This is a genomic window from Bacteroides salyersiae, assembly GCF_031172035.1.
GTDB lineage: Bacteria > Bacteroidota > Bacteroidia > Bacteroidales > Bacteroidaceae > Bacteroides > Bacteroides salyersiae.
The window spans coordinates 5,209,210-5,232,116 of record NZ_CP133452.1 but is presented as its reverse complement, the minus strand read 5'-3'; the positions used below and the strand labels follow the sequence as shown (position 1 = coordinate 5,232,116).

Sequence of the window (22,907 nt, the reverse complement as noted above, 5' to 3'; positions counted from 1 at the left end):
TTTTATAAATTTCTTTTCGGGTTGTTTCTTTTAAAAAGAATTCCGTTCCTTTGCATAGGAAAATCAATTGAAGGAAAATATGAGAAGTTTTGCATCCGATAATAATTCCGGTGTACATCCTTTGGTGATGGAAGCACTGGCTTTGGCGAATCAGAATCATGCATTGGGATATGGTGATGACCCTTGGACGGAAGGAGCTGTCCGGAAAATCAGAGAAACATTTACGGCCGACTGTGAGCCCCTGTTTGTTTTTAACGGTACGGGCAGCAATGTCGTTGCCTTGCAGTTGATGACGCGTCCTTATCAATCTATCCTATGTGCCGAGACTGCACATATATATGTGGATGAATGCGGCTCTCCCGTAAAGATGACCGGTTGTCAGATCCGGCCGGTGGCAACTCCGGACGGAAAGCTCACTCCGGAGTTGATTCGTCCATATCTTCATGGCTTTGGCGACCAACATCATTCCCAGCCGGGAGCTGTTTATCTGTCCCAGTGTACCGAATTAGGCACTGTGTATACTCCCGATGAGCTGAAAGCAATTACTTTGTTGGCCCATCAATACGGGATGCGTGTCCATATGGATGGTGCCCGTATTGCCAACGCTTGTGCCGCCCTTCGTCTTTCTCTGAAAGAGTTGACGGTAGATTGCGGGATCGATGTGCTTAGTTTCGGCGGTACCAAAAATGGACTGATGATGGGAGAGTGCGTGGTCATCTTTGATGATGCCTTGAAAGAGGAAGCGCGGTTTATCCGTAAGCAGTCGGCACAATTAGCTTCGAAGATGCGTTATCTCTCTTGCCAGTTCACCGCTTATCTCACGGATGATCTTTGGTTGAAAAATGCATCTCATGCCAATCGTATGGCGCGTAGGCTCTATGATGCTTTGAAAGATTATCCCGGTGTCTGTTTTACTCAAAAGGTGGAAAGTAATCAACTGTTTCTTACTATGCCCCGTTCTGTGATAGACAGAATGCTTGAATCTTATTTTTTCTATTTTTGGAATGAGGAGAACAATGAGATTCGCTTGGTTACTTCATTTGACACGACAGAGGATGATATCGACCGTTTTATTCTTTTGCTGAATTCCTGATATTTTTTTGTTTAAGGATAAAATAATAAAGGTTCGGACTTTCACAGGTGCGAACCTTTTTTTATGATAATTAATTTCGGATTGAAATCTTAAGTTTTGAAATACTTGGAAAATATAACTTGACGTTTTGGAAAATATTCTGAACTTAATGCATATATTTACCGCATAAATACGGCATTGATTTATGACTCACAATGTATCTTTGGGGAATGAGGCTGTGATGACTCATTTATGGCTTTATGGATTGCTGGTTCTAATGGGGGTAGTAATCGTATGTTTATTGTATAAACTTCATGAGTTGCGAAGTAAGGGGGTAAAAGAACGGGATTATCACCGTTTTCTGTTTGACATACTCGATAATCTTCCCTTTCCTGTGATGGTAAAGGATATTGAAAATGGATTCAAATATGCTTATTGGAACAAAGAATCCGAGTTACAGTCGGGCATTAAGTGTGAAGATGCTGTCGGACGTAGTGATTATGACATCTACGGCAAGGAGCGGGGACGGTATTACCGGGCTGTTGATGAAGATTTGGTCAAAATAGGTAAGCCTTATCGTGCAGAGGAACACTATGTCACTACCGATGGAGTCGATCATGATACGATTGTGATGAAATCCATATTTTCCCGTGGGGTGTCCGGTAAGTGGTTGTTGGTAACCCGATGGGAAATCAGTCAGTTAAAAAGATATGAAAGAGAGTTGCTGATTGCCAAAAACCAGTTGGAAAGTGCCATTAAAAAACAGAACTTGGCATTGAAGAGTATTGATTTCGGATTGATTTATATTGATAAAGATTATAGGGTACAATGGGAAGAGACGACGCATCTGAAAAATCTGGTTTCCGGACGGCATTACACCCCCGGAATGATCTGTTATCGGACCAGTGCTTTGCGAGACCAACCTTGTGAACATTGTGCTTTCAAAGAAGCGATCGAGCAGAAAAGAATTGTGCGCCACACCGTACGGGTGGAGGGTGTTGATTTTGAGGTAACGGGCACTCCTGTGTATGCTGATGATAATAAGGAGGTGATAGGCGGTTTGTTACGGTTTGAAGATATTACGGAGAAATTAAAGCTTGACCAGGCGTTGCGGGAAGCCAAGGAGAAAGCAGAAGAATCGAATCGGCTGAAGTCTGCTTTCCTTGCCAATATGAGTCATGAAATCCGTACCCCTCTGAATGCGATTGTGGGGTTTTCCGATATGATTTCCCAAATAGATGATCCGGAGGAGAAGCAGGAATACATGAAGATAATTGCAGTGAATAACGAACTGCTCTTGCAACTGATAGATGATATTCTCGATTTGTCGAAGATCGAGGCGGGTACTATGGACTTTTCTTATTCCACGACTGATGTAAATCAACTGTTAGACTCTATTTGTCAGCAGATGAATCAAAAAGAGCACTCGGCAGATGTGAAGATTGTGTTTACGGAAAGAGTACCGGAGTGTACAATAATGACGGATCGTCTTCGTCTGTCACAAGTGATGATTAATTTTATTAGCAATTCCATGAAGTTTACCGAACGGGGAACCATATCTATAGGCTATCGGTTGGATGAAATAAAAGATGAGATATACTTTTTTTGTAAAGACACCGGCATTGGTATTGCTGCTGATAAAATAGAACAGGTGTTTGAACGGTTTGTGAAGCTGAATACTTTTGTGAAGGGCACCGGATTGGGGCTGGCTATTTGTCGTGTCATTGTAGAGCGTTTGGGAGGAACGATCGGTGCCGAGTCGGAAGAGGGCAAAGGTTCCTGTTTTTGGTTTCGGATGCCGGTGGCTTTGCTTTAGGAATGGGAGTATGAAGATTTCTTAAAAATTGAACCTAAATACTATGTTGGCGTGTTATTTGTGAACGTTTATAGTAGTGAAACGTTTAAAATATAAAAGCATGGCCTATATAGATTATTACAAAATTTTAGGAGTTGACAAAAGTGCTTCTCAAGATGATATAAAGAAGGCTTTTCGTAAGTTGGCCCGTAAGTATCACCCGGATTTAAATCCGAACGACCCGAGCGCAAAGGATAAGTTTCAGGAGATAAACGAGGCTAATGAAGTGTTGAGCGATCCGGAAAAACGTAAGAAGTACGATGAATACGGTGAGCATTGGAAGCATGCCGATGAGTTTGAAGCGCAGAAGCGGGCGCGGCAGCAAGCAGGTGCCGGCGGTGGATTCTCCGGTTTCGGAGGAGGTGATGAGAACGGATATTGGTATTCGTCCGACGGGCAAGGCTTTTCCGGATCAGGTGGTGAAGGATTTTCTGATTTCTTTGAATCCATGTTTGGAGGGCGTGCCAGAGGAGGGCGTAGCAGTGCCGGTTTCCGTGGACAGGACTTTAACGCAGAACTGCATTTGTCTCTTCGTGATGCTGCCGAGACCCATAAACAGGTGTTGACAGTGAATGGGAAGAACGTCCGCATTACCATTCCGGCAGGTGTAGCCAATGGACAGGTGATCAAATTAAAAGGTTACGGTGGCGAAGGTATCAACGGAGGTCCTGCAGGAGACTTATACATCACGTTTGTGATTCCGGAAGATCCTGTGTTCAAACGTCTGGGTGACGACCTTTATATCGATGTTTCGTTGAATCTTTATACGGCCGTATTGGGAGGTGAACAGGAGGTAGATACGTTGAATGGCAAAGTGAAACTGAAAGTAAAACCGGAAACGCAGAACGGTACGAAAGTACGGTTGAAAGGAAAAGGTTTTCCTGTCTATAAGAAAGAAGGACAATTTGGCGATTTAATTGTGACTTATAATGTCAAAACGCCTACTAATCTGACAGATAGGCAGAAAGAGTTGTTCCGGGAATTACAGAGTATGAACTAAAAAAAGAATCAGCACTATGCAGACCGAATTAATTATAGTCAGTGAATATTGTCACAAGTGTCAAATCGAGCCCTCGTTTATTGATTTGTTGCAAGAAGAAGGGTTGATTGAAATCCGGACCGAAGGAGATGAACATTATCTGCTTGTGTCGCAACTTCCGGAGGTGGAACGCTACAGCCGGATGTATTACGATTTATCTATCAATATGGAAGGTATCGATGCTATCCATCATCTTCTGGAGAGAATGGAGGGGATGCGTCGGGAAATGAACTCGCTCCGTAACCAGCTTCTTGTTTATAGAAAGCATGAGCTGGAAGAAACGGAATGGTGAAAAGAAACAGGAAAGGCGGAATGATTACCTATTTAATATGAAAAATGCCCGGCTTGTTGATGAGGCCGGGCATTTTTATATTGGATAATATCGGTTTACCGCTTATTTTCTGTAGTAAGCCAGATCGTCTTTATCGAATTTACGGATAAAGTTGATATGCTTTTCTACTTCACTTTCGGCATAACGGACAAATACTTGTGCAGATGTACCGAACAGTTCTGCGTTTTTAGAAGCATCCTGTACCATCAAGTGTCCCATGATGGTGTAAGCAGCCATTTCTACAAGGCGGCGTGCACAGAAATCGAGTAATTCCTGATCTTTGGCTTCTGTAACTTGCGCTACACAAGCTGCATATTTGCTCGCCATACTCTTCAGGCGATTGTGCAAGCCTTCCATCTCCGGAGCTACTATTGCATTTTCATATTCTTTGATGCGGTTGAGGTAAGCACCGGTCGTTACGTAGCGGATTGCTGCTACTACCTGCAACTGGGTAGTTCCTTCGTAGATAGAAGTGATACGTGCATCCCGGTAGATACGTTCGCAGGCATAGTCTTTCATAAAACCGGAACCACCGTGTATCTGAATACAGTCGTAAGCATTCTGATTGGCAAATTCGCTACCCATACCTTTAGCTAATGGGGTAAAGCTGTCTGCCAGTTTGGCAAAGGTCTTTTGTTCGGCACGTTCTTCCGGAGTCAGTTTACGTTCTTTGGCAATATCATCCAATGCTTTGTAGATGTCGACAAAGCGGGAAGTCTCGTACAATAAAGCGCGCGTAGCATCCAGTTTGGCTTTCATCAAAGACAGGATTTCGGCTACGGCCGGGAACTCGATGATTGCTTTTCCAAACTGTTTACGATCTTTTGCATAGGCCAATGCTTCATTATAAGTGGCCTGCAGGATACCTACCGACTGTGCTGCGATGCCCAGACGGGCACCGTTCATCAGGGCCATTACATATTTGATAAGTCCTAATTTCCGGTCACCGCAAAGCTCTGCTTTGGCATTCTTATATACGAGTTCGCAAGTAGGAGAGCCCTTGATACCCATTTTGTTTTCGATACGGCGAACGCTAACACCACCGTTACGTTTGTCATAAATGAACATGGACAAGCCACGGCCGTCATGAGTTCCCTCTTCCGAGCGTGCCAGTACGAGGTGGATATCAGAGTCACCGTTCGTGATAAAACGTTTCACACCGTTCAGATACCAGCATTGGTCTTTCTCACTGTAGGTAGCTTTCAGCATGACAGCCTGAAGATCGGAACCGGCATCCGGTTCGGTCAAGTCCATAGACATGGTTTCACCTTGGCACACACGGGTGATGTAGCGTTTCTTCTGATCTTCGTTTGCGAATTCATAAATTGTTTCTGCACAATCCTGCAATCCCCAAAGGTTCTCGAATCCGGCATCACTGCGGCTTACGATGTCGGCAGCCATGATGTACGGAGTGATCGGGAAGTTCAGGCCGCCGAAACGGCGTGGCATAGCCATACCCATCAAACCGGCTTTGCGGCAGGCTTCCAGATTGGCAGCAGTACCGCTGGCATAGGTCACACGGTTATTGGCACATACCGGTCCTTCGTGATCAACGCCTTCGGCATTGGGAGCGATGATGTCGCCACATATTTCACCTACAATTTCCAACACTTTGTTGTAGCTGTCCATTGCATCTTCAAAATCTACCGGAGCGTAGTCGAAGTTATCTTTATCTGCATAGTTGCGCTCTTTCAGCTCAACGATTCTCTTCATCAGCGGATGGCTCAAGTGATGCTTGAGTTCCGGCGTATCTAAATAAAAGTTAGCCATTTCTTACTTACTATTTTGTTTATAATACTTGATCATCTTCGGCACGACTTCTTCGATGCTTCCGTTGATTACGTAATCCGCAATCGTATTGATCGGTGCTTCGGGATCGCTGTTGATGGAGATGATAATACCACTTTCCTGCATACCGGCGATGTGCTGGATTTGTCCTGAGATACCGCAAGCGATATACAGTTTCGGACGAACCGTAACACCGGTCTGACCGATCTGCCGGTCATGGTCGATGAAACCGGCATCCACTGCGGCACGGCTGGCACCTACTTCGGCATTCAGCACTTTGGCGAGTTCGAACAACAAGTCGAAATTTTCTTTGGATCCTACTCCGTAGCCACCGGCAATGATGATCGGCGAACCTTTCAAATTGTTCTTTGCCTTTTCTACGTGACGTTCGATTACTTTCACTACATAGTCCGTATCGGCTACATATTTCTTCACATCATGACGGATCACTTCTCCCTTATAATCGGCAGAAAGGATTGCTTTTTTCATCACACCTTCGCGGACAGTCGCCATTTGCGGACGGTGTTCCGGATTCACAATCGTAGCAACGATGTTACCGCCGAAAGCCGGACGGATCTGATATAACAGGTTCTTATAAACTTTTCCTGCTTTTTTGTCTTCATGGTCACCGATTTCGAGTGAAGTACAGTCGGCTGTCAAACCACTGGTCAGTGCGGAAGATACGCGTGGTCCGAGGTCGCGACCGATAACGGTAGCACCCATCAGGCAGATTTGCGGTTGTTCTTCTTTAAACAGATTTACGAGGACGGAAGTGTGTGGAAGAGAAGTATAAGGGTAAAGTCCTTCACCGTCGAATACGTGGAGTTTGTCTACGCCATACGGCAGGATTTGTTTTTCAATGTCTTTGAGACCGCTTCCCACAACTACGGCTTCGAGTGCGCAGTTCAGTTCGTTAGCTAACGAGCGGCCTTTGGTCAGAAGTTCGAGGCTTACATCCGCGATGATACCTTCTTCTATTTCGCAATATACAAATAAGTTATTCATATTTTTAAGTAGTTAGTAGTTGGAATATAGCAGCAAGTAGTAAAAACACTTCTACTGTATTCCGACTTCTTAGCCAATGGTGTGGTTAGCTAACAGTTCAACAATCAGGTTTTCTACATCATGGTCGCTGCCAGTGATCGTTTTACTCTCTTTTGCCTGGAACACGATGTTCTGGATGGTTTTCACCTTGGTCGGTGAACCACTGAGACCACATTGTTCAAGGTCACCGTTTACATCGGCTACACTCCATTCTACGAGATTCAGATAATCGCGTTTATCATAAAGGTCGGTGTAATCCAGATTGCCTTGTTGTTTCTCGGTGACTGTTTTGGCATGTTTGTACTTCTGTACGAGTTTGGCATTACGCGGACGGCAGGGAGCAGCACTTCCGTTAACGGTAATCACGATAGGCAACGGGCCTTCTACCGTTTCAATGCCACCGTCGATGTGACGTTTTACAGTAATGTGTCCGTCGGCTACTTTCAAGATTTCTTCAGCGTATGTAATCTGAGTCAGACCTAACTTTTCTGCCACCTGCGGACCTACCTGTGCGGTATCTCCATCGATAGCCTGACGACCACCGATGATAATGTCACATTCACCTATTTTTTTGATGGCAGTGGCCAGGGCATACGATGTGGCCAATGTATCGGCACCGGCAAATGCACGGTCGGTCAACAGATAACCGTTATCGGCACCACGGAAAAGTCCTTCACGAATAATATCGGCTGCACGGCCCGGTCCCATTGTAAGAATGGTAACGGTGGAGCCCGGATGGGCATCTTTCAATCGGAGAGCCTGCTCAAGGGCATTCAGGTCTTCGGGGTTGAAGATGGCAGGGAGTGCCGCACGGTTAATGGTTCCGTCGGCTTTCATGGCATCCTTCCCAACATTACGTGTGTCGGGAACTTGTTTTGCCAATACAACAATTTTCAAACTCATGTTATTAATTTTAGTATTAGTATTTCTACAAGTTAGTAGCCAGTAGTCGGTAGTAAGGATCTTGCTATCAAACTATCCGGTTAACTATCAGCGTGCAAATTTACGGAAACAGTTGGTTCTGACAAGAAAACCGTTAAGAAAATGCACATCATTAAGGTTTTTGAGCAATTATAGGCTGATTCCAAAGACGAAATAAGCGGTGCTTTCGTAGGGGTTGAAGCCTAACTTTCCGAAAATGGGGAAAGAAAAACGGTTGCTGACCTGTATTTCGCGGGAAATGCTGAGAGCGATATTATTCACATTGAACTTGTCGGCGTATTCGCCCTCCCACGAAGTGAATCCGGCTTCTACAGACAGGTCGAATCCTTTCAGGCTGAAGGGGTAGGAGAATTCGCAATAGCTGGACCAGGCGCGTTTACCGTCTTCGCGATAATCATTACCGGCAAAAACGGTATACCAGGAGGCGGTAAGAGGAAATTTTTCGCTGATGGTATATCCGGCTCCTGCTTCGAATGTATGCCCGCTGCTGTGTGCCGCATAGTTGAAGTAGTCGAATGGTTCCTCTTCGCTTTGCTCAAAATAGTTGGTGACGTTCAGAGTCAGTCTTTTGAACTGGTATTCCAGCGTAAGGTCTATCTCATTGTTTTCGTTACGGAATTCGGTAGAGCCCCATGCAGAGAGGGTGAAACCTCCCATTGTTATACCTAATGTGGGCTGTACGGCGGCATTGCCGCATTTCATACCGCGCCACATGTAGCTGCTCACAAAATCGGCATTGATAAAAATATCTTGTGTGTACGCTGTGAAAGAGTACATGAATAGTAGGAGGGAGAGTATATATTGTTTTTTCATTTTGTCAGAGTTATTTGTTTAGGCTGCAAAGATAGTGGTTTTTGGAAAGTAATTGTACATGTCGTTCTCATTCACTTGAAATATCTGTTTTTTTGTTTTGACCTTTCGAGTTTCGGTAACATGTGTCTTAATACGGTATTTATATTTCTATCCGATAGGACGCATTTGGTAAAACGATTGAAACACTTTTAGCTTGCGTGGAGTTCACAGATAAAAAAGGCCCGTTCGCTGATTCTTTTTTCCGGAGTTTTCCCTAATTCCTATTTTCGTAATATAAATGTAATATGGAGCCGGGACATGGATATACAAACTGCACTTTCCGCATTTTTACCTGTTTCTTTGGAAGAAATGAGCGGTATCCGTCTGATGAACCGTACGGATACGAAATTTGTCACTTCGTTGGATAAATTATCACTTATCCTACAATTTGCCGTTACGGATTATCGGGTACAGGAAGTGGAGGGTACACGAAACATTGCTTATCGTACTGTGTATTTGGATACTTCCGGCAGGGATATGTATATGGCTCATCAGAATGGGCATCGGGTACGTGAAAAGATTCGCGTGCGTACGTATGTATCTTCTGGTCTGACATTTCTGGAAGTGAAGAATAAAGATAATAAAGGAAGAACGGACAAACGGCGTATCCGGGTAGGAAATATACATTCTTTGTATGCCGACGGGGCAGAAGGGTTTTTGGAGAAGCATGCCTGGTATCATTTGTCGGAATTGAAACCATGGTTGGAAAATAATTTTTATCGGATTACATTGGTCAATAAAGCGATGACGGAACGACTCACTATTGATACAGACATCTGTTTCTGTAACCTTCAGACCGGGAAGGAGGCGGCATTGAACAGAATGGTAATCATTGAGTTGAAACGGGACGGAAGAACCTTTTCACCCATTCGTGAAGTTTTGCGTAACCTCCATATACAACCTTCCGGAATAAGTAAATATTGCATGGGCACAGTACTTACTTCTCCTACTGTTAAGCATAATAGGTTTAAGCAGAAGATAAGAGTAGTTGGGAGGATACAGGAAATCGTATTTTAAGATGGAACAACATCCCCATGTTTTACTTTAAAACATCCGGATGTTGTTCTGGAAAACATGGGGATGTTGTTATTCAGAACATGGGGATGTTTTGGAAACTGAATTCTGGAACTGAATTGACAGGTATGATAGATTGCTAACAATGAATATGATAGATTGCTAACAATGAATATGATAGATTGCTAACAATTAAAAATATAATATATGAATGAACTAAGTGAACTTTCTTTTATTGAAACGCCGTTGATGGATAGGATTGGTTTTCTACAACTGTTGTTACGTTTTTTATTCAATCTGTTGGTGGTTTCCGTTATCCTTCGTTGTTTTTACTATCCCAAAAGTAAGCGACGTGATTATTACTTCACTTTTACATTGATCAGTATCAGCATCTTCCTGATGATTTTCCTGTTGGGTAGCGTTAAGTTGAAGATCGGTTTTGCATTGGGACTTTTTGCCATTTTCGGTATTATCCGTTATCGTACAGAATCCATGCCGGTGCGTGAAATGACTTATCTTTTTGTCATTATAGCTATTTCAGTGATTAATGCGCTGGCGGTTGAAATCAGTTACGCCGAGTTGTTGGGTACGAATCTTCTTTTTGTATTCAGTATCTGGCTTTGTGAGAGTAGCCGGTATTTACGGCATGTTTCCTGTAAATTGGTGCAATATGACCGTATCGAATTGATTCGTCCGGATAAAAAAGATGAATTACTGAAAGATTTGCAGGGACGTACCGGACTCGATATTATCCGTGTGGAAGTGGGACATATCGATTTCTTACGCGACTCGGCCATATTGAAACTTTATTATGAACCGGTGAGTGATGAAGTCAATACGATTGATACGCTTATCAGAATACCACGTGAAGATGAATAAGTGGCAGAGTGCAGGAGTAATTATCGTTTTTTTGTGTATGGGGATGGGAAAATTGTGTGCACAGAGCGATGATCTCGGATTATGGGTGAGTGCGGAAGTCAAAAAGAAAATCTTTCCGGGGTTGGATGCTTTTCTTGAAGGAGAATTTCGTTTACGCGACAACCTGAGGGCAGTGGATCGTTGGGGAGGGACAGCAGGACTTTCTTATAGGCTGTTTCCTTTTCTGAAAGCAAGTGCGGGGTATACTTATATTTATTACAATCATCCGGATAAAACGACCAAGAAGGAAAACTATATTCCCGAATACGGATCGCCCAGGCATCGTGTAAATGTATCATTGACAGGAAGCTACAAATGGAACAGGTTTGAATTCTCACTGCGTGAACGGTATCAATATACCTATCGGGTGGGACTTTCCGTACCCAAGTATAATCTTGAAGAACAGATACGGAAAGAGAATGAAGAAATTCCGGCAAAGTCCGTTCATGTTCTTCGTTCCCGGTTGCAGGTGGAATATGATATAAGGAAGAGCCCTTTTAAACCCTATACTTCCTGTGAATGGTATCATTCGCTGAATGGTGAGGGGTTCAAGAAGATACGTTGGACGCTTGGGACATCTTACAAATTGAACAAGAAGAATACGTTTGATTTATGCTACCGTTATCAGAATGAGGCGGATGAAGATGAGGCCGACGGACATGTGATAGGAGTGGGATATTCGTTTAAGTTTTAAGGAGAAGTAACTATGATGATAGAAATGAAAAAGATAAAATTGTTCATTGGTATAGCTGCATGGTTGGCCGTATCTACCTGTTGCTCTACCGATCCGTTTGCCGACTGGGGGACTGAAACCGAAAGCGGTCAGCCGGTACTTCCGGATGGTACGGATACATCGGATGGGGGAAGTGGCTCCTTTGACGGGACGGGCACGTTATTTGATTTTGAGGTTGTCATTGACGATACGGATATGAGTGGTGATGATATAGATGAAACCATTGTAGCGGACAAGGATAATGAGAACTATGATGATTTCATTGAGAACTCGGAATTTTCTTCTACGGTCGAAATAGCTTATTCCGGCACATCAGCAACGGTGATAAGCAATGTTGAAGGGGTTGATATCTCTCAGGACGGGGCGCATGTGGTGGTAACTTCTACTGTGAAGAAAGTAGAATATATACTTTCCGGTGTAACCACCGATGGCTCATTTAAAGTATATAGCGACAATAAGTTCAAGTTGACTCTGAACGGGGTGAATATTGTGAATCCTTCCGGAGCTGCTATCAATATTCAGAGTGGAAAGAGAGTATTTGTGGTTTCTCCGGACGGGACGGAGAATACACTTGTTGATGGTTCTTCTTATGTGTTGACCGATGGCGAAGATATGAAAGGATGCTTCTTCAGCGAAGGACAGCTTATTTTTAGTGGAGGAGGCAAACTGCGTGTTACCGGTAATTATAAACATGGTATATGCAGTGACGATTATGTCAGGTTCCGGCAAGGGAGCCGTGTGACAGTTGTAGGAGCAGTGAAAGACGGTATACACGTCAACGATGCCGTCGTTATTGGGGGAGGAATATTGAATATTACGGCCACAGACGATGGTATTCAGTGTGAGAAAGGTCCGATAAGTGTCACTGGAGGACGGACTACGGTTATTACTACGGGTAATGCTGTTTATGAAGATAGTGATATTTCTTCCTCTTCCTGCATCAATGGCGGCACGACGTTTGCCATGACTGCCGGCACTGTGCTTCTGAAGAGTAGCGGATCGGCCGGGAAAGGCCTGAACTGCGATGGTGAGATATATCTTTATGGAGGTACGTTGCGAGTTGTCACTACCGGGAAACAATACGTATACGGGCGGCTCGACTCTTCGGCTAAAGGCATTAAAAGTAAAAGCAGTCTGACTATAGAAAGCGGTACCATATGGGTGAGAGCGACCGGTGGCGAAGGCAGCGAGGGCATCGAAAGTAAAAATGTGATGACTATTAATGGAGGTGACATAGCCGTATATGCCTATGACGATTGCTTAAATGCCAGCAACAATATTACCATAAACGGAGGAAGTGTCTATTGTTATAGCACTGGCAATGACGGTGTCGATTCCAATGGAACGTTAACCATCACCGGTGGAACGGTTGTTGCTTCCGGTACGGCCTCGCCCGAAGACGGGTTTGATTGTGATCAGAATACCTTTAAAATAACGGGTGGCACTGTTTTAGGTATTGGAGGAGGAACAAGCACGCCTACAGCCAATTCTTGTACCCAACGAAGTGTAATTTACGGTGGTTCCGGTTCGGCGGGGCAATATATCGGTATCCAGTCTTCGGATGGTACAAATCTGATGACTTACATGATTCCGCGTACTTATCAGCAGATGACATTGCTTTTTAGCAGTCCGCAGTTGGAAAACGGTAGTTATACCATTTATACGGGTGGTTCTGTGACCGATGGTTCTTCGTTTTACGGATTGTATACTGGAGCGATTTATGACGGTGGTACGCAAGCGGCAACTTTTACTGCTAATTCAATGGTTACTCAGATCGGTTCTGCTTCCGGTGGTGGTAATCCCGGTGGAGGCGGTGGGCCTGGTGGGGGACCCGGCGGTTGGGGATGGTAATAACAGCCGGATTAGCGATAAAAACATGCCCTTTGTCTATTCTCTTTGCAGAAAGCGGATAAAGGGCTTATATTTGTATCATTCTTATTTTATTAAGCGATGAGACGAATCAACAGACAGCATTTACCGGAGCAGGTTATTTATCTCGTAATCTGGCTTATTGTATTTCTTGTGCCGATTGTGGGTGACTACTATAATGCCGCAACCAGCACGAAGGTTACGTTTAACTGGAGTTTCGTTCGGGTGGCCTGGCTGATGATGCTTCCTTTCTTCTTACTTTTTGTAGCTAATAATTATCTTTTGGTTCCATATCTACTGTTTCGTAAAAAATATGTGGCATATGCATCTTCTTTGCTTGTCATTATTGTTTTACTTTTTGGTATTTATCCGCACCTTGCCCGTCCTCCTTATGACAATCGTTTCAAACAACAGAACCGTCCTCCTATGGAGCAGCGGATGCCGGAAGAACATTCATTTACGAAGCACCCTGCGATGCAGGAACCGTTTTTACAAGGGGAGGATTCTGCGTCTTCTATGCAGCATCCTTCGGAAAGAAATGATCGTGCGGACAAAGGGAGGGGACCGCGTGACAGAATGGAACGCCGGGCTCCCAATGATTTTGACTTACATGCTCCTTTTCCTTTGCCGGGACCTGCGCTTGTACGTATGGCTATGGCCGTCCTACTGGTCGGTTTCAATATCGCCATCAAATTGATGTTTAAATCTCTGCGCGATGAACAGACTTTGAAAGAACTGGAACATAAACGCCTGCAATCAGAACTGGAATATCTGAAATATCAGATAAACCCCCATTTTTTTATGAATACGCTCAATAACATCCATGCTCTGGTAGACATCGATGCAACGAAAGCGAAAAAAGCATTGGTAGAACTTTCTAAGCTGATGCGTTATGTACTGTATGAGACCAGTAATAAGACCATCTTGCTTTCTCGTGAGATACAGTTTTTGGATAATTATATCGAATTGATGAAACTCCGGTATATAAATAAGGTGGGTATTGAAGTTTCTTTACCGCATGAGGTGCCGGAAGTACAGATTCCGCCTTTACTTTTTATCTCTTTTATAGAGAATGCCTTCAAACACGGTGTCAGCTACCGTAAAGATTCGTTCATCCATATTTCTATGGAACTGGATGGAGACAAGCTCCTTTTCCGATGTAGCAACAGTAATCGGCGGAAAGAAGGTGGACAGTATCACGGTATCGGTCTTGAGAATATTCGTAAACGTCTCCGGTTACTTTTTGGAAACGATTATACACTTTCTATTGATGAGACGGACGACTGTTTTAGTGTTTTACTTATAATACCTCTTTTATGATGAAATGTCTGGCTATTGATGATGAACCGTTGGCGTTGGCACAATTATCGGAATATATTTCCCGGGTTCCTTTTTTGTCCTTAGTGAAGTCTTGCCACGATGCATTCGAAGCTATGGATGTATTGGCACGGGAAGAGGTCGATTTGATATTTGTGGATATAAATATGCCCGATCTTAATGGGCTTGATTTTGTCCGTTCGCTGGTGGTAAAACCACTGATTGTGTTTACTACTGCTTATTCGGAATATGCCGTTGAGGGGTTTAAGGCAGATGCGGTAGATTATTTGTTAAAACCTTTTGAGTTTCAGGATTTGCTGAAAGCTGCGGACAAGGCACGTAAGCAATATGAATATCGGCGGATGGATCAGGGTGATACGGAGACAACGTCTCAGGTTAGAAACGGGTCACTGTTTGTGAAATCCGAATACCGGGTGGTACGTATTGATATTGCGGAGATAAAATATATAGAAGGGATGAGCGAGTATGTACGTATTTTTGTAGAAGGGGAAGAAAAACCGATCGTTACTCTTATGAGTCTTCATAAGTTGGAAGAACGGTTACCTGCTCAACAATTTATGCGTGTACATCGCTCTTACATTGTCAACCTTCATAAAATTACGGAAATTTCCCGTTTGCGTATTATCTTTAATGGTAATACTTATATTCCGGTAGGGGAGAATTATAAAGAGCGGTTTACGCAGTATATTGAGAAGTTGATGTAAACGGTTATCGGTTAGTAGAATTGTATAGCTAAAGAAAGAGGGGTACAGAATCTGATGATTTTCTGTACCCCTTTGATGAATATATATGGGTAGGATATTATTTGATACCCAACTTTTTAGCGATATCTTTCGGAAGTGCATCCTTATGTACCAGGATGTTCATCGTCTTGTAAGCAACAAATGCCTTTGAAGCATACCAGATTCCTTTGTATTTACCACTGAGACCCCAAGAGTTCTTTACCATGAAGTATTCTTTGCCATTTTGGTCTTTGGCAATACCATAGATTACCATGCCGTGATCATCGGTGGTTTCCCAGTTGTCAAAAGCTTGTTGGCGCATTTCCTGTGTAACGTTCATTTCCGGCAAAGGGCGTGAAGTTAATTCTTTACGTTTATCGGCAGCTGTCAAACCGGTCCAACGGGCCATATCGGAACCTGTCAGTTCAGCACCTTTAGCAGCATCCGGCATTACAGCGATACCATCGCGGGTAAAGCCTTGTTCGCTTACATCACTCCCCCATGCAAAGGTGTATCCCTTTTTGACGGCATTGTCCATTACAGCCATGAATTCGTCCAGTGGCAGGTTCCATGACAGTCCGTTGCGCCAGTTATCTTGAATTTCAATAGCAAACTGGGTATAGAACGGATGATGGGTATAAGATGTCAGAGATACATAATCGTCCGGGTTTATACCCAATGATTCTGCAAAACTTTTCGGAGTATATTCTTTACCTTTATAAGTGAATTTTTCCGGGCATTGTCCCAGATAAGTATCGTAAATAGCGCTAAGGCCTTGTTGCCATACCGGAGTCAGCTTAGTAAGTTTACCTTTGGCAATGGCATTTGTATATGCTTCGGCCACAGCGTCCAGTTCATTGTGTACTGGTAATGAATCACCGTACATGATGCCCGGCATGGCTTCCTGCGGTACGAGTCCGTAATTTTTCAGACAGTACATGATGTCATAGAAACTTCCACCCGGTGAGAAAGAACTGTCCCCGTGATAGCGAACGTAGTTGCGTGCACGGTCGGTCATTGTATGGTGAACGACGAACATTTCCGAGAGGTCGTATTCGCCTTTTCCCATACGGAGCAGTTCCGATTCAAGAAAACCGAGGGCTGAGAAGCTCCAACAGGTACTCGAACGGTTCTGATTCTTGATAGAGGTAATCGGGTTTTCCTTGACCGTAGTGAAAACGAAGCCTTCTTCTTTTGTGGTGTCTTGAGCCTTCATGTTCATACTGCAAAAGCAGAGTGTTGCTGCAATAAGAATTGTCTTTTTCATTATTATGCTGTTTTTGTTATATTTATGCGACAAAGATACAGCAATATCTTTAAAAAAGAAATAATTATTGTAGTTTTGCCCGGTAGGTTCGTTCGGAAAAAGAGATGTTGAAGAAGAGACTGACTCCTTTTTCTCGCGGCAATCCCGAAGGAATCTTGAATTGGTCGCTGTATTTCAACCCGATAGAGATAATATTACTATTGCGGGTGGTAAAATTGGCTCCCGTACTGATATAGTAGTTTTTTGCTTTTCGTTTGTTAATGGCAACGTAAGGATTGCTTAATCCTGTTCCTAATAGCAATTTTATAGATTTTTTGTACGGATTGTTTATTGTATAGGCTATTCCGGCAGCCAAACGGTGTTGATTGGCAAAGCTGACAGATGATTTTGAAGATTTCATCCGGCTCCAATCAACGTATTTATAATCAGTGGTGGCCATCCAGCGTAAAGAATTATAAGAGAGTCCTACGCCGATAAATTGCGGTAGGTATTGGCTGTATACTTTGGGACTTTTTTCAATTGTTTCCGTACTTGAGGTGCTGCTTACGGTGAGATCATTGTCTTGGGTAAGATGTTGCGAGTAACCGTAGGTAACTCCCATCAGGAAATATTTGTCACGGGTTAAAGGTAGCTTGTATTGCATTCCGAAGTCGGCATAAAATGCATGTTTGGATGAACTTTCCTCTATAATGGTGCTTCCTTGAGTTTCACTTTGCGTGATAGTTCCTGTGATATAAGAGAGATTTACACCGATCGAAATATTTTTACCGATTAGAAAGGCATTGCTGAAGCCTATTTTGGATAGATATCCCGTACCTTCAAAGAAAGAGGAGATGGTAGAGCCGGATGCGCCCTCTATCTCTTGATCCAAAGTGATGGCATATCCTACACTGCTGACGGGAGTTAGGAAAACGGCACCATACCATCGAGGAATGATCCGGCAACCGATACTTAGATTATTCAGATTGCCCACAATAGAGTTGTTGGTGACACCGGTTTGTGTGTATGAATTATAAGCACCCATAAGACCGGCGTCAAATACAAAACGCTGTTCGGTGAGTTCTGTCAGAGATGCCGGATTGGAGGGGTTGATAAACGAACTGCCCCGTAGTGCGATGCCGGTACCGCCAAAACCTGCATATTGACCACCTTCTCCGGTAGAAAGTTCTCCCAAACCAAACATGGATCCGGGGGAATTTGTCATATTTTGTGCTATCAGCCATGCAGGATTGCAAAAGGCAAGGATAAAAAGAACTCTTTTCATGCTGGATTGATTTTTGGAATTAGTAATTATATACTTTATATCTGAGTGTAAGTTTTACCGGATTTGTTGTATGCTGCATATCTCCGAATACAACCCCTTTGAGAGTGGTAAAAAACAGATCGTCAGGCAACATAAGTTTCAGGTTTTTCCGGTTGTAACCGATAGCTCCCAGATTATTTTGCAGGAAAGAGGTGATATCGAAAGAGTAATAAGTATTTTCCGGAGCCATTTCATCGGTGACCAAACTACCGTTTTGTACGGAGGTTCCTAACAAATCGGTGATCACGTCTTCTGTCACATCATTCTCATTGGCGGTATAGAGTATGAGGGTTTCGGGTAATGGGTACTGATCCCCGTGAGTCCCTTTCACCGGATAAAGTTGGAGGGTTGCACTCTCGATGGTTACCAGGTCTCCTTCCCAAAGTAGATTGTTTAAGTGGGGAAATTCTATTTTTATATACAGACCGGTCATTCCTTGCAGATAGCTCTGGTTATCTGTTTTTTCACTTGACAGGGCATTATCCGTACCGCTTTGCAGTAGCGACAGTACCGTACCGTTTCGGTCATGTTTGATTTGAGTGAATTTCAGTGTATTGCTTGGGGTGAATGTCAAAGTCTGTTCGCTTGCCGTTTCTGTTATTATATGGTAGTGCAACCGAATGCAGAGGCTCGAATCATTTACCTGAAACCCATTGACGCAGGTTCCTCCGGCATCGGGTACGAAGGCGAGTCCTTTGAAATATAGCCGGAATTTCTCCTGTGAGCTCATATTATCGGAATTCTCTTGCAACAGGGTCAACCATTCTTTACCCAATTCATCGGGTAGGCGGAAGGATATTTCTTCTTTGTCTTGTCCCGGATGAGGAGTGAAACTGAAGGATGCGAGCGGGGTAGGATTGTAGGGTACGGTAGAGGTGCTATATAGATAGTTGTTGTTTAATTCCATATTTTCCGTGAGTTGATGCAGGTAGATGCGTTGTGCACCGGAGAGCGTGTCTCCCAGATAATTTCCCGAAGCATATAAACGGCAAGTGATGGAATCGAACTGATAAATAGCCTCGTCATCTATAGATAAAGTGTGGACATCGTATTCTACATAAAAAGAACTTCGGATGTCTCCCCAAAGAGAACTGTTATGGTGTCCTATCTGACATATACTATCGCCGGAGGTTGCGAGAGAATCGCTCAGAATCGTACTGAGGGATACAGTGCATGTGTCTGTTATGATGTTTCGTAATGCGCTTTCCACCCATTTGCTTCCTGCGGTGGACATTTCGTCACGACAGGAGAGGAGAATAAGCAGACACAATGAAAATGAAAAGAAAAGAATGAGTCGTCTCATAAGGTTTGTTATAAGTATGTTTATGATCAAATTCTTTTGCAAAACAAGGTCATTTGAAGCCCCTTCCCAAAAAGTATCGACTAATGTCCGGCATTTATCGACTTCATTTTTGTTAGTCGTCGAAATGGAGGTGTTGGTCGATAGTTTTTCTTCACTGTTACTTTCGCCTCTATATTTGCGGACTAATAATTAACGATTAAAACTTGATAGGAAATGAATGTTATGACTTGTTATTCAGTGAAGAACATAGTTGAAAAGCTGTTTTTACTTTTTATGATGGGCTTTGCTTTCTGTGCTTGTGGAGATGATGAATCTTATACGTTAGGCGTATGGCATCGTCGTTCCGATTTTGACGGACTGGCACGTGGCAGCGCTGCGGGTTTTACAATAGCTGACAAGGGATATGTTTGCGGTGGATATACCGGTACTACCTATAAGCGTGTGACCGATTTATGGGAATACGACATTCAGGGTGGTTACTGGACACAATGTGCCTCTATGCCCGATGCGGCAACAGCGCGAACCGGTGCTTCCGGTTTTGCCATAGGCGAGAAAGGATATATCACTTTAGGGCAGGACAATAGTTCGAATTATCTGGCTGATACCTGGGAATACGATCCGGCTACTGATACCTGGACGCAAAAAGATGACTATAAGGGAGGTGCGCGTATTAGTGCCATTGCATTCGGTATAGGCCAATACGGTTATGTGGGAACAGGGTATAATGGAAATTATCAGAAGGATTTTTATCGTTTCGATCCTCAGGCTGCTGCCGGACAACAGTGGGAGATTGTAAACGGTTTCGGTGGACAGAAGCGTCAGGGAGGTACTTCTTTCGTGATCGATGACAAAGCATATATTTGCTGTGGGGTGAATAACGGCTCTTATGTATATGATTTCTGGTGCTTCGATCCTTCAACGGGAGTTTTTACTCAACTGCGGGATATTGCTGATACGAGTGATGATGATTATGATGATGATTACACTTCTATTGTCCGGGCTAATGCTGTCAGTTTTGTAATTGACGGTAAAGGCTATTTGGTGACGGGAGAATATGGTTCTTTATTGAGTAACTATTGGATTTATGATCCTGCTACCGATCTTTGGGAAGGAGAAGATTTGACTGCCTTCGAGGGCTCTGTCCGTAAAAATGCAGTTGCTTTTTCTACCGGCACGCGAGGTTTTGTTGTAACCGGACAAGCCAGCAGTTCTTATTATGACGATACTTGGGAACTTTCTCCATATGAGTATGAAGAAGAATAAAAGACGCACATTGCTTTTTATCGGATTGGTTGTCATCTTGTTGTCAGGAATGTGGTGGTCTTATTATTATGCAGAGAAAAGAAATCGTTATTGTCTGGAAGTGATAAAACTTGATAAGGATCAGGGATATGGATATACAATCAAACAAGGGAAACAGACGGTTATCTATCAACCGTTTGTTCCTGTTTTGTCACAAAGAAAACCATTTAAGACTCCGGATGAGGCTGCTAAAGTTGGAGATTTAGTATTAGAGCGATTGGAATCGGGGCAAGATTTCAGTGTGACGGAAGAAGATTTAAAGAGTTTGGGAATAAAGAAATGATAGTTGTTTTTTCAGCAGGAAAGCGTATCTTTGAAGCGCAAAAGCATTAATCAAAAGAGGAAATAACTATGACTATTGATAATCAGACCGGGCTGGTACTTGAAGGTGGAGGGATGCGTGGAGTTTTCACATGTGGTGTACTCGACTATCTGATGGACCGGAATATTCGTTTCCCCTATACAATCGGTGTTTCTGCCGGAGCATGTAACGGACTCTCTTATATGTCACGGCAACGCGGACGTGCCAAATACAGTAATATCGATTTGTTGGAAAAGTACAATTACATCGGTTTGCGTCATTTGCTCAAGAAGCGAAACATTCTGGATTTCGATCTTCTTTTTACAGAGTTTCCCGAGCATATCCTTCCTTATGATTATGATGCTTATTTTTCGTCTCCCGAACGATTCGTAATGGTGACAACGAACTGCCTGACCGGAGAAGCCAATTACTTTGAAGAAAAACAGGATAAAAACCGGGTGATAGATATTGTCCGTGCTTCCAGTAGCTTGCCGATTGTTTGTCCGATAGCTTATGTGGATGGCATTCCGATGTTGGATGGCGGTATTGTGGATAGTATTCCTTTGCAGCATGCGATAGATGAAGGATATAAAAATAATGTGGTAGTATTGACTCGAAACCGGGGATACCGGAAAGAGAGCAAAGACATTAAAATTCCATCTTTTGTTTATCGTAAATATCCGAAAATACGTGAAGCGTTAAGTCATCGTTGTGCCGTTTACAATGCTCAGTTAGAGATGGTGGAACGAATGGAAGATGAAGGCAAAATTGTTGTAATCCGTCCGCAGAAGCCAGTAGTTGTGGATCGTATCGAACGGGATATTCAAAAACTGACTGACTTCTATCAGGAGGGATATGAATGTGCAAAAGCAATATTCTGACTATTCTTCAATTTGGATAACATATCCTCCTTTGAACACGGCGGCAGGTTGTAGATGCTGCATCCAATCTTTATCTTTATATTCTCCGTCATAATGAGCACGGTCACAACGTCCGTACCACGGTTCGATACAAATGAACGGGGCATTCTTGGCAGGCGGTGACCAAAGTCCTACCACCGGAGTTGTGAACCGCAGGCTTAAGTACGGTTGTTTCTCCTTATTATATAATGTAACTTTTTCCACCTGATTGTTTTCCAAGATCAAGGCATCGCGGTCAAAAGTGTGTGTATCCAATGGAAGGAGTCCGTCTGTCAGTCTTAGAGGATATTCATGTTCCGGGTCGGCACATCCTTTTTCAGAAATGAGTATGTATTTTAGATCTTCTGTTCGGTCGAATCCCAAGTATCCGCGTTCGTTACTTTTCATATCGAATGCCGGAAAATAAAATGCCGGATGTGCTCCTATCTGGAAATGCAACTCTTTGTCTCCTGTATTTTTTACTTCCCAAAGAACTTCTATCTGTTTTCCTTGTATCCGGTATCCTATTTCAAGACGAAAAGGGAAAGGATATCTCCTCCGGCTTTCTTCATTGTCTGCTAAACGATAGCGCAGTTCATCCGGTTGTTCCCGTATCAATTCGAAATTCATATCACGGGCAAAACCGTGTTGGGTCAGATTGTATGTGGCTCCGTCGATGCGGTATTCATTTTCCCATACGCTGCCTACAATGGGGAAGAGCACTGGAGAATGACGTTTCCAGAAAGAAGGATCGGCTTGCCATAGATATTCTTTACCGTTGCAGACGATATTGCAAAGTTCTGCACCATGGGGAGAAACCCGGATGGTGAGTTGTGAGTTGGAGATTGTTTTCATATGGACATTATTTTTATAAAATACAAAGTTAATGTTTTTTCTTTTTGCTTGTTCATGCTATAAGAAAAAGGAGCCGGTCGGTTATTCTTTCGAATCAACTTATGCGTATATGTATACATACCTTTTCTAATGATAAAAAGTTCTCTGTTACAGTGTTAAT

21 protein-coding genes are annotated in these 22,907 nt (G+C 43.3%); 13 read left to right on the top strand and 8 right to left on the bottom strand.

Annotated features, from left to right (window positions below):
* Positions 1–79 precede the first annotated feature (79 nt).
* From RB604_RS20045 to RB604_RS20030, 4 genes are all read left to right on the top strand, one after another.
* Entirely contained in the window at positions 80–1,093 is a 1,014-nt protein-coding gene (locus RB604_RS20045) for a threonine aldolase family protein (protein WP_005929494.1), read from the top strand.
* A gap of 184 nt (positions 1,094–1,277) precedes the next feature.
* A complete protein-coding gene (locus RB604_RS20040) occupies positions 1,278–2,888 on the top strand; it encodes a PAS domain-containing sensor histidine kinase (protein ID WP_055295665.1) in 1,611 nt (536 codons plus the stop codon).
* A 100-nt stretch (positions 2,889–2,988) separates the two neighbouring features.
* Positions 2,989–3,927 (top strand): DnaJ C-terminal domain-containing protein, encoded by a 939-nt coding sequence (locus tag RB604_RS20035; protein ID WP_005929500.1) that lies wholly within the window; start codon positions 2,989–2,991, stop codon positions 3,925–3,927.
* A gap of 16 nt (positions 3,928–3,943) precedes the next feature.
* The gene (locus RB604_RS20030; protein ID WP_005929503.1) at positions 3,944–4,258 is read left to right on the top strand and encodes a chaperone modulator CbpM; all 315 of its coding nucleotides are present in this window, start codon (positions 3,944–3,946) and stop codon (positions 4,256–4,258) included.
* Between the two features lie 102 nt (positions 4,259–4,360).
* Here the strand turns inward: RB604_RS20030 and RB604_RS20025 are convergent, their stop codons facing one another.
* The 4 genes from RB604_RS20025 to RB604_RS20010 all read right to left on the bottom strand — a co-directional run bounded on the left by RB604_RS20025 (position 4,361) and on the right by RB604_RS20010 (position 8,884).
* Positions 4,361–6,067: an acyl-CoA dehydrogenase family protein gene (locus tag RB604_RS20025; RefSeq protein WP_007481417.1), complete on the bottom strand. Its 1,707-nt coding sequence runs from the start codon at positions 6,065–6,067 to the stop codon at positions 4,361–4,363.
* A 3-nt stretch (positions 6,068–6,070) separates the two neighbouring features.
* Positions 6,071–7,090 (bottom strand): electron transfer flavoprotein subunit alpha/FixB family protein, encoded by a 1,020-nt coding sequence (locus tag RB604_RS20020; protein WP_005929509.1) that lies wholly within the window; start codon positions 7,088–7,090, stop codon positions 6,071–6,073.
* Between the two features lie 69 nt (positions 7,091–7,159).
* Complete coding sequence (locus RB604_RS20015) at positions 7,160–8,032, bottom strand: electron transfer flavoprotein subunit beta/FixA family protein (RefSeq protein ID WP_005929512.1); 873 nt, start codon at positions 8,030–8,032, stop codon at positions 7,160–7,162.
* A gap of 168 nt (positions 8,033–8,200) precedes the next feature.
* The gene (locus tag RB604_RS20010; RefSeq protein ID WP_007481420.1) at positions 8,201–8,884 is read right to left on the bottom strand and encodes a hypothetical protein; all 684 of its coding nucleotides are present in this window, start codon (positions 8,882–8,884) and stop codon (positions 8,201–8,203) included.
* 297 nt (positions 8,885–9,181) lie between these two features.
* Here RB604_RS20010 and RB604_RS20005 point away from each other — a divergent pair, with 297 nt between their 5' ends.
* From RB604_RS20005 to RB604_RS19980, 6 genes are all read left to right on the top strand, one after another.
* The gene (locus RB604_RS20005; protein WP_007481422.1) at positions 9,182–9,940 is read left to right on the top strand and encodes a polyphosphate polymerase domain-containing protein; all 759 of its coding nucleotides are present in this window, start codon (positions 9,182–9,184) and stop codon (positions 9,938–9,940) included.
* Between the two features lie 204 nt (positions 9,941–10,144).
* A complete protein-coding gene (locus tag RB604_RS20000) occupies positions 10,145–10,816 on the top strand; it encodes a DUF4956 domain-containing protein (protein WP_005929522.1) in 672 nt (223 codons plus the stop codon).
* Positions 10,809–11,549 (top strand): DUF2490 domain-containing protein, encoded by a 741-nt coding sequence (locus tag RB604_RS19995; protein ID WP_055295667.1) that lies wholly within the window; start codon positions 10,809–10,811, stop codon positions 11,547–11,549. Before RB604_RS20000 ends, RB604_RS19995 begins: the two co-directional genes overlap by 8 nt.
* Positions 11,550–11,573: 24 nt before the next feature.
* The gene (locus RB604_RS19990; RefSeq protein ID WP_172680706.1) at positions 11,574–13,439 is read left to right on the top strand and encodes a carbohydrate-binding domain-containing protein; all 1,866 of its coding nucleotides are present in this window, start codon (positions 11,574–11,576) and stop codon (positions 13,437–13,439) included.
* 99 nt (positions 13,440–13,538) lie between these two features.
* The gene (locus tag RB604_RS19985; protein WP_005929531.1) at positions 13,539–14,777 is read left to right on the top strand and encodes a sensor histidine kinase; all 1,239 of its coding nucleotides are present in this window, start codon (positions 13,539–13,541) and stop codon (positions 14,775–14,777) included.
* The gene (locus RB604_RS19980) at positions 14,777–15,499 is read left to right on the top strand and encodes a LytR/AlgR family response regulator transcription factor (RefSeq protein ID WP_005929534.1); all 723 of its coding nucleotides are present in this window, start codon (positions 14,777–14,779) and stop codon (positions 15,497–15,499) included. Before RB604_RS19985 ends, RB604_RS19980 begins: the two co-directional genes overlap by 1 nt.
* Before the next feature lie 97 nt (positions 15,500–15,596).
* Here RB604_RS19980 and RB604_RS19975 read toward each other — a convergent pair whose 3' ends face one another.
* The 3 genes from RB604_RS19975 to RB604_RS19965 form a co-directional block, all read right to left on the bottom strand.
* On the bottom strand, positions 15,597–16,784 hold the full coding sequence (locus RB604_RS19975; RefSeq protein ID WP_007481432.1) for a C1 family peptidase: 1,188 nt from the start codon (positions 16,782–16,784) through the stop codon (positions 15,597–15,599).
* A gap of 64 nt (positions 16,785–16,848) precedes the next feature.
* Positions 16,849–18,048, bottom strand: a complete 1,200-nt coding sequence (gene bamG / locus RB604_RS19970; RefSeq protein ID WP_021935988.1) for a BamG family beta-barrel-assembly machinery protein — start codon at positions 18,046–18,048, stop codon at positions 16,849–16,851.
* 19 nt (positions 18,049–18,067) lie between these two features.
* Positions 18,068–19,390 (bottom strand): DUF4270 family protein, encoded by a 1,323-nt coding sequence (locus tag RB604_RS19965; protein WP_021935987.1) that lies wholly within the window; start codon positions 19,388–19,390, stop codon positions 18,068–18,070.
* A gap of 222 nt (positions 19,391–19,612) precedes the next feature.
* Here RB604_RS19965 and RB604_RS19960 point away from each other — a divergent pair, with 222 nt between their 5' ends.
* The 3 genes from RB604_RS19960 to RB604_RS19950 all read left to right on the top strand — a co-directional run bounded on the left by RB604_RS19960 (position 19,613) and on the right by RB604_RS19950 (position 21,874).
* Positions 19,613–20,653, top strand: coding sequence for a Kelch repeat-containing protein (locus RB604_RS19960; RefSeq protein WP_373133479.1), 1,041 nt, complete (start codon positions 19,613–19,615; stop codon positions 20,651–20,653).
* Positions 20,640–20,975 carry a DUF4907 domain-containing protein gene (locus RB604_RS19955; RefSeq protein ID WP_224203363.1) on the top strand — a complete coding sequence of 112 codons (336 nt, stop codon included), beginning with the start codon at positions 20,640–20,642 and terminating at the stop codon, positions 20,973–20,975. Before RB604_RS19960 ends, RB604_RS19955 begins: the two co-directional genes overlap by 14 nt.
* Positions 20,976–21,043: 68 nt before the next feature.
* Positions 21,044–21,874 (top strand): patatin-like phospholipase family protein, encoded by an 831-nt coding sequence (locus RB604_RS19950; protein WP_007481441.1) that lies wholly within the window; start codon positions 21,044–21,046, stop codon positions 21,872–21,874.
* Here RB604_RS19950 and RB604_RS19945 read toward each other — a convergent pair whose 3' ends face one another.
* Entirely contained in the window at positions 21,875–22,747 is an 873-nt protein-coding gene (locus RB604_RS19945; protein ID WP_005929555.1) for an aldose 1-epimerase family protein, read from the bottom strand.
* Positions 22,748–22,907: the final 160 nt, after the last annotated feature.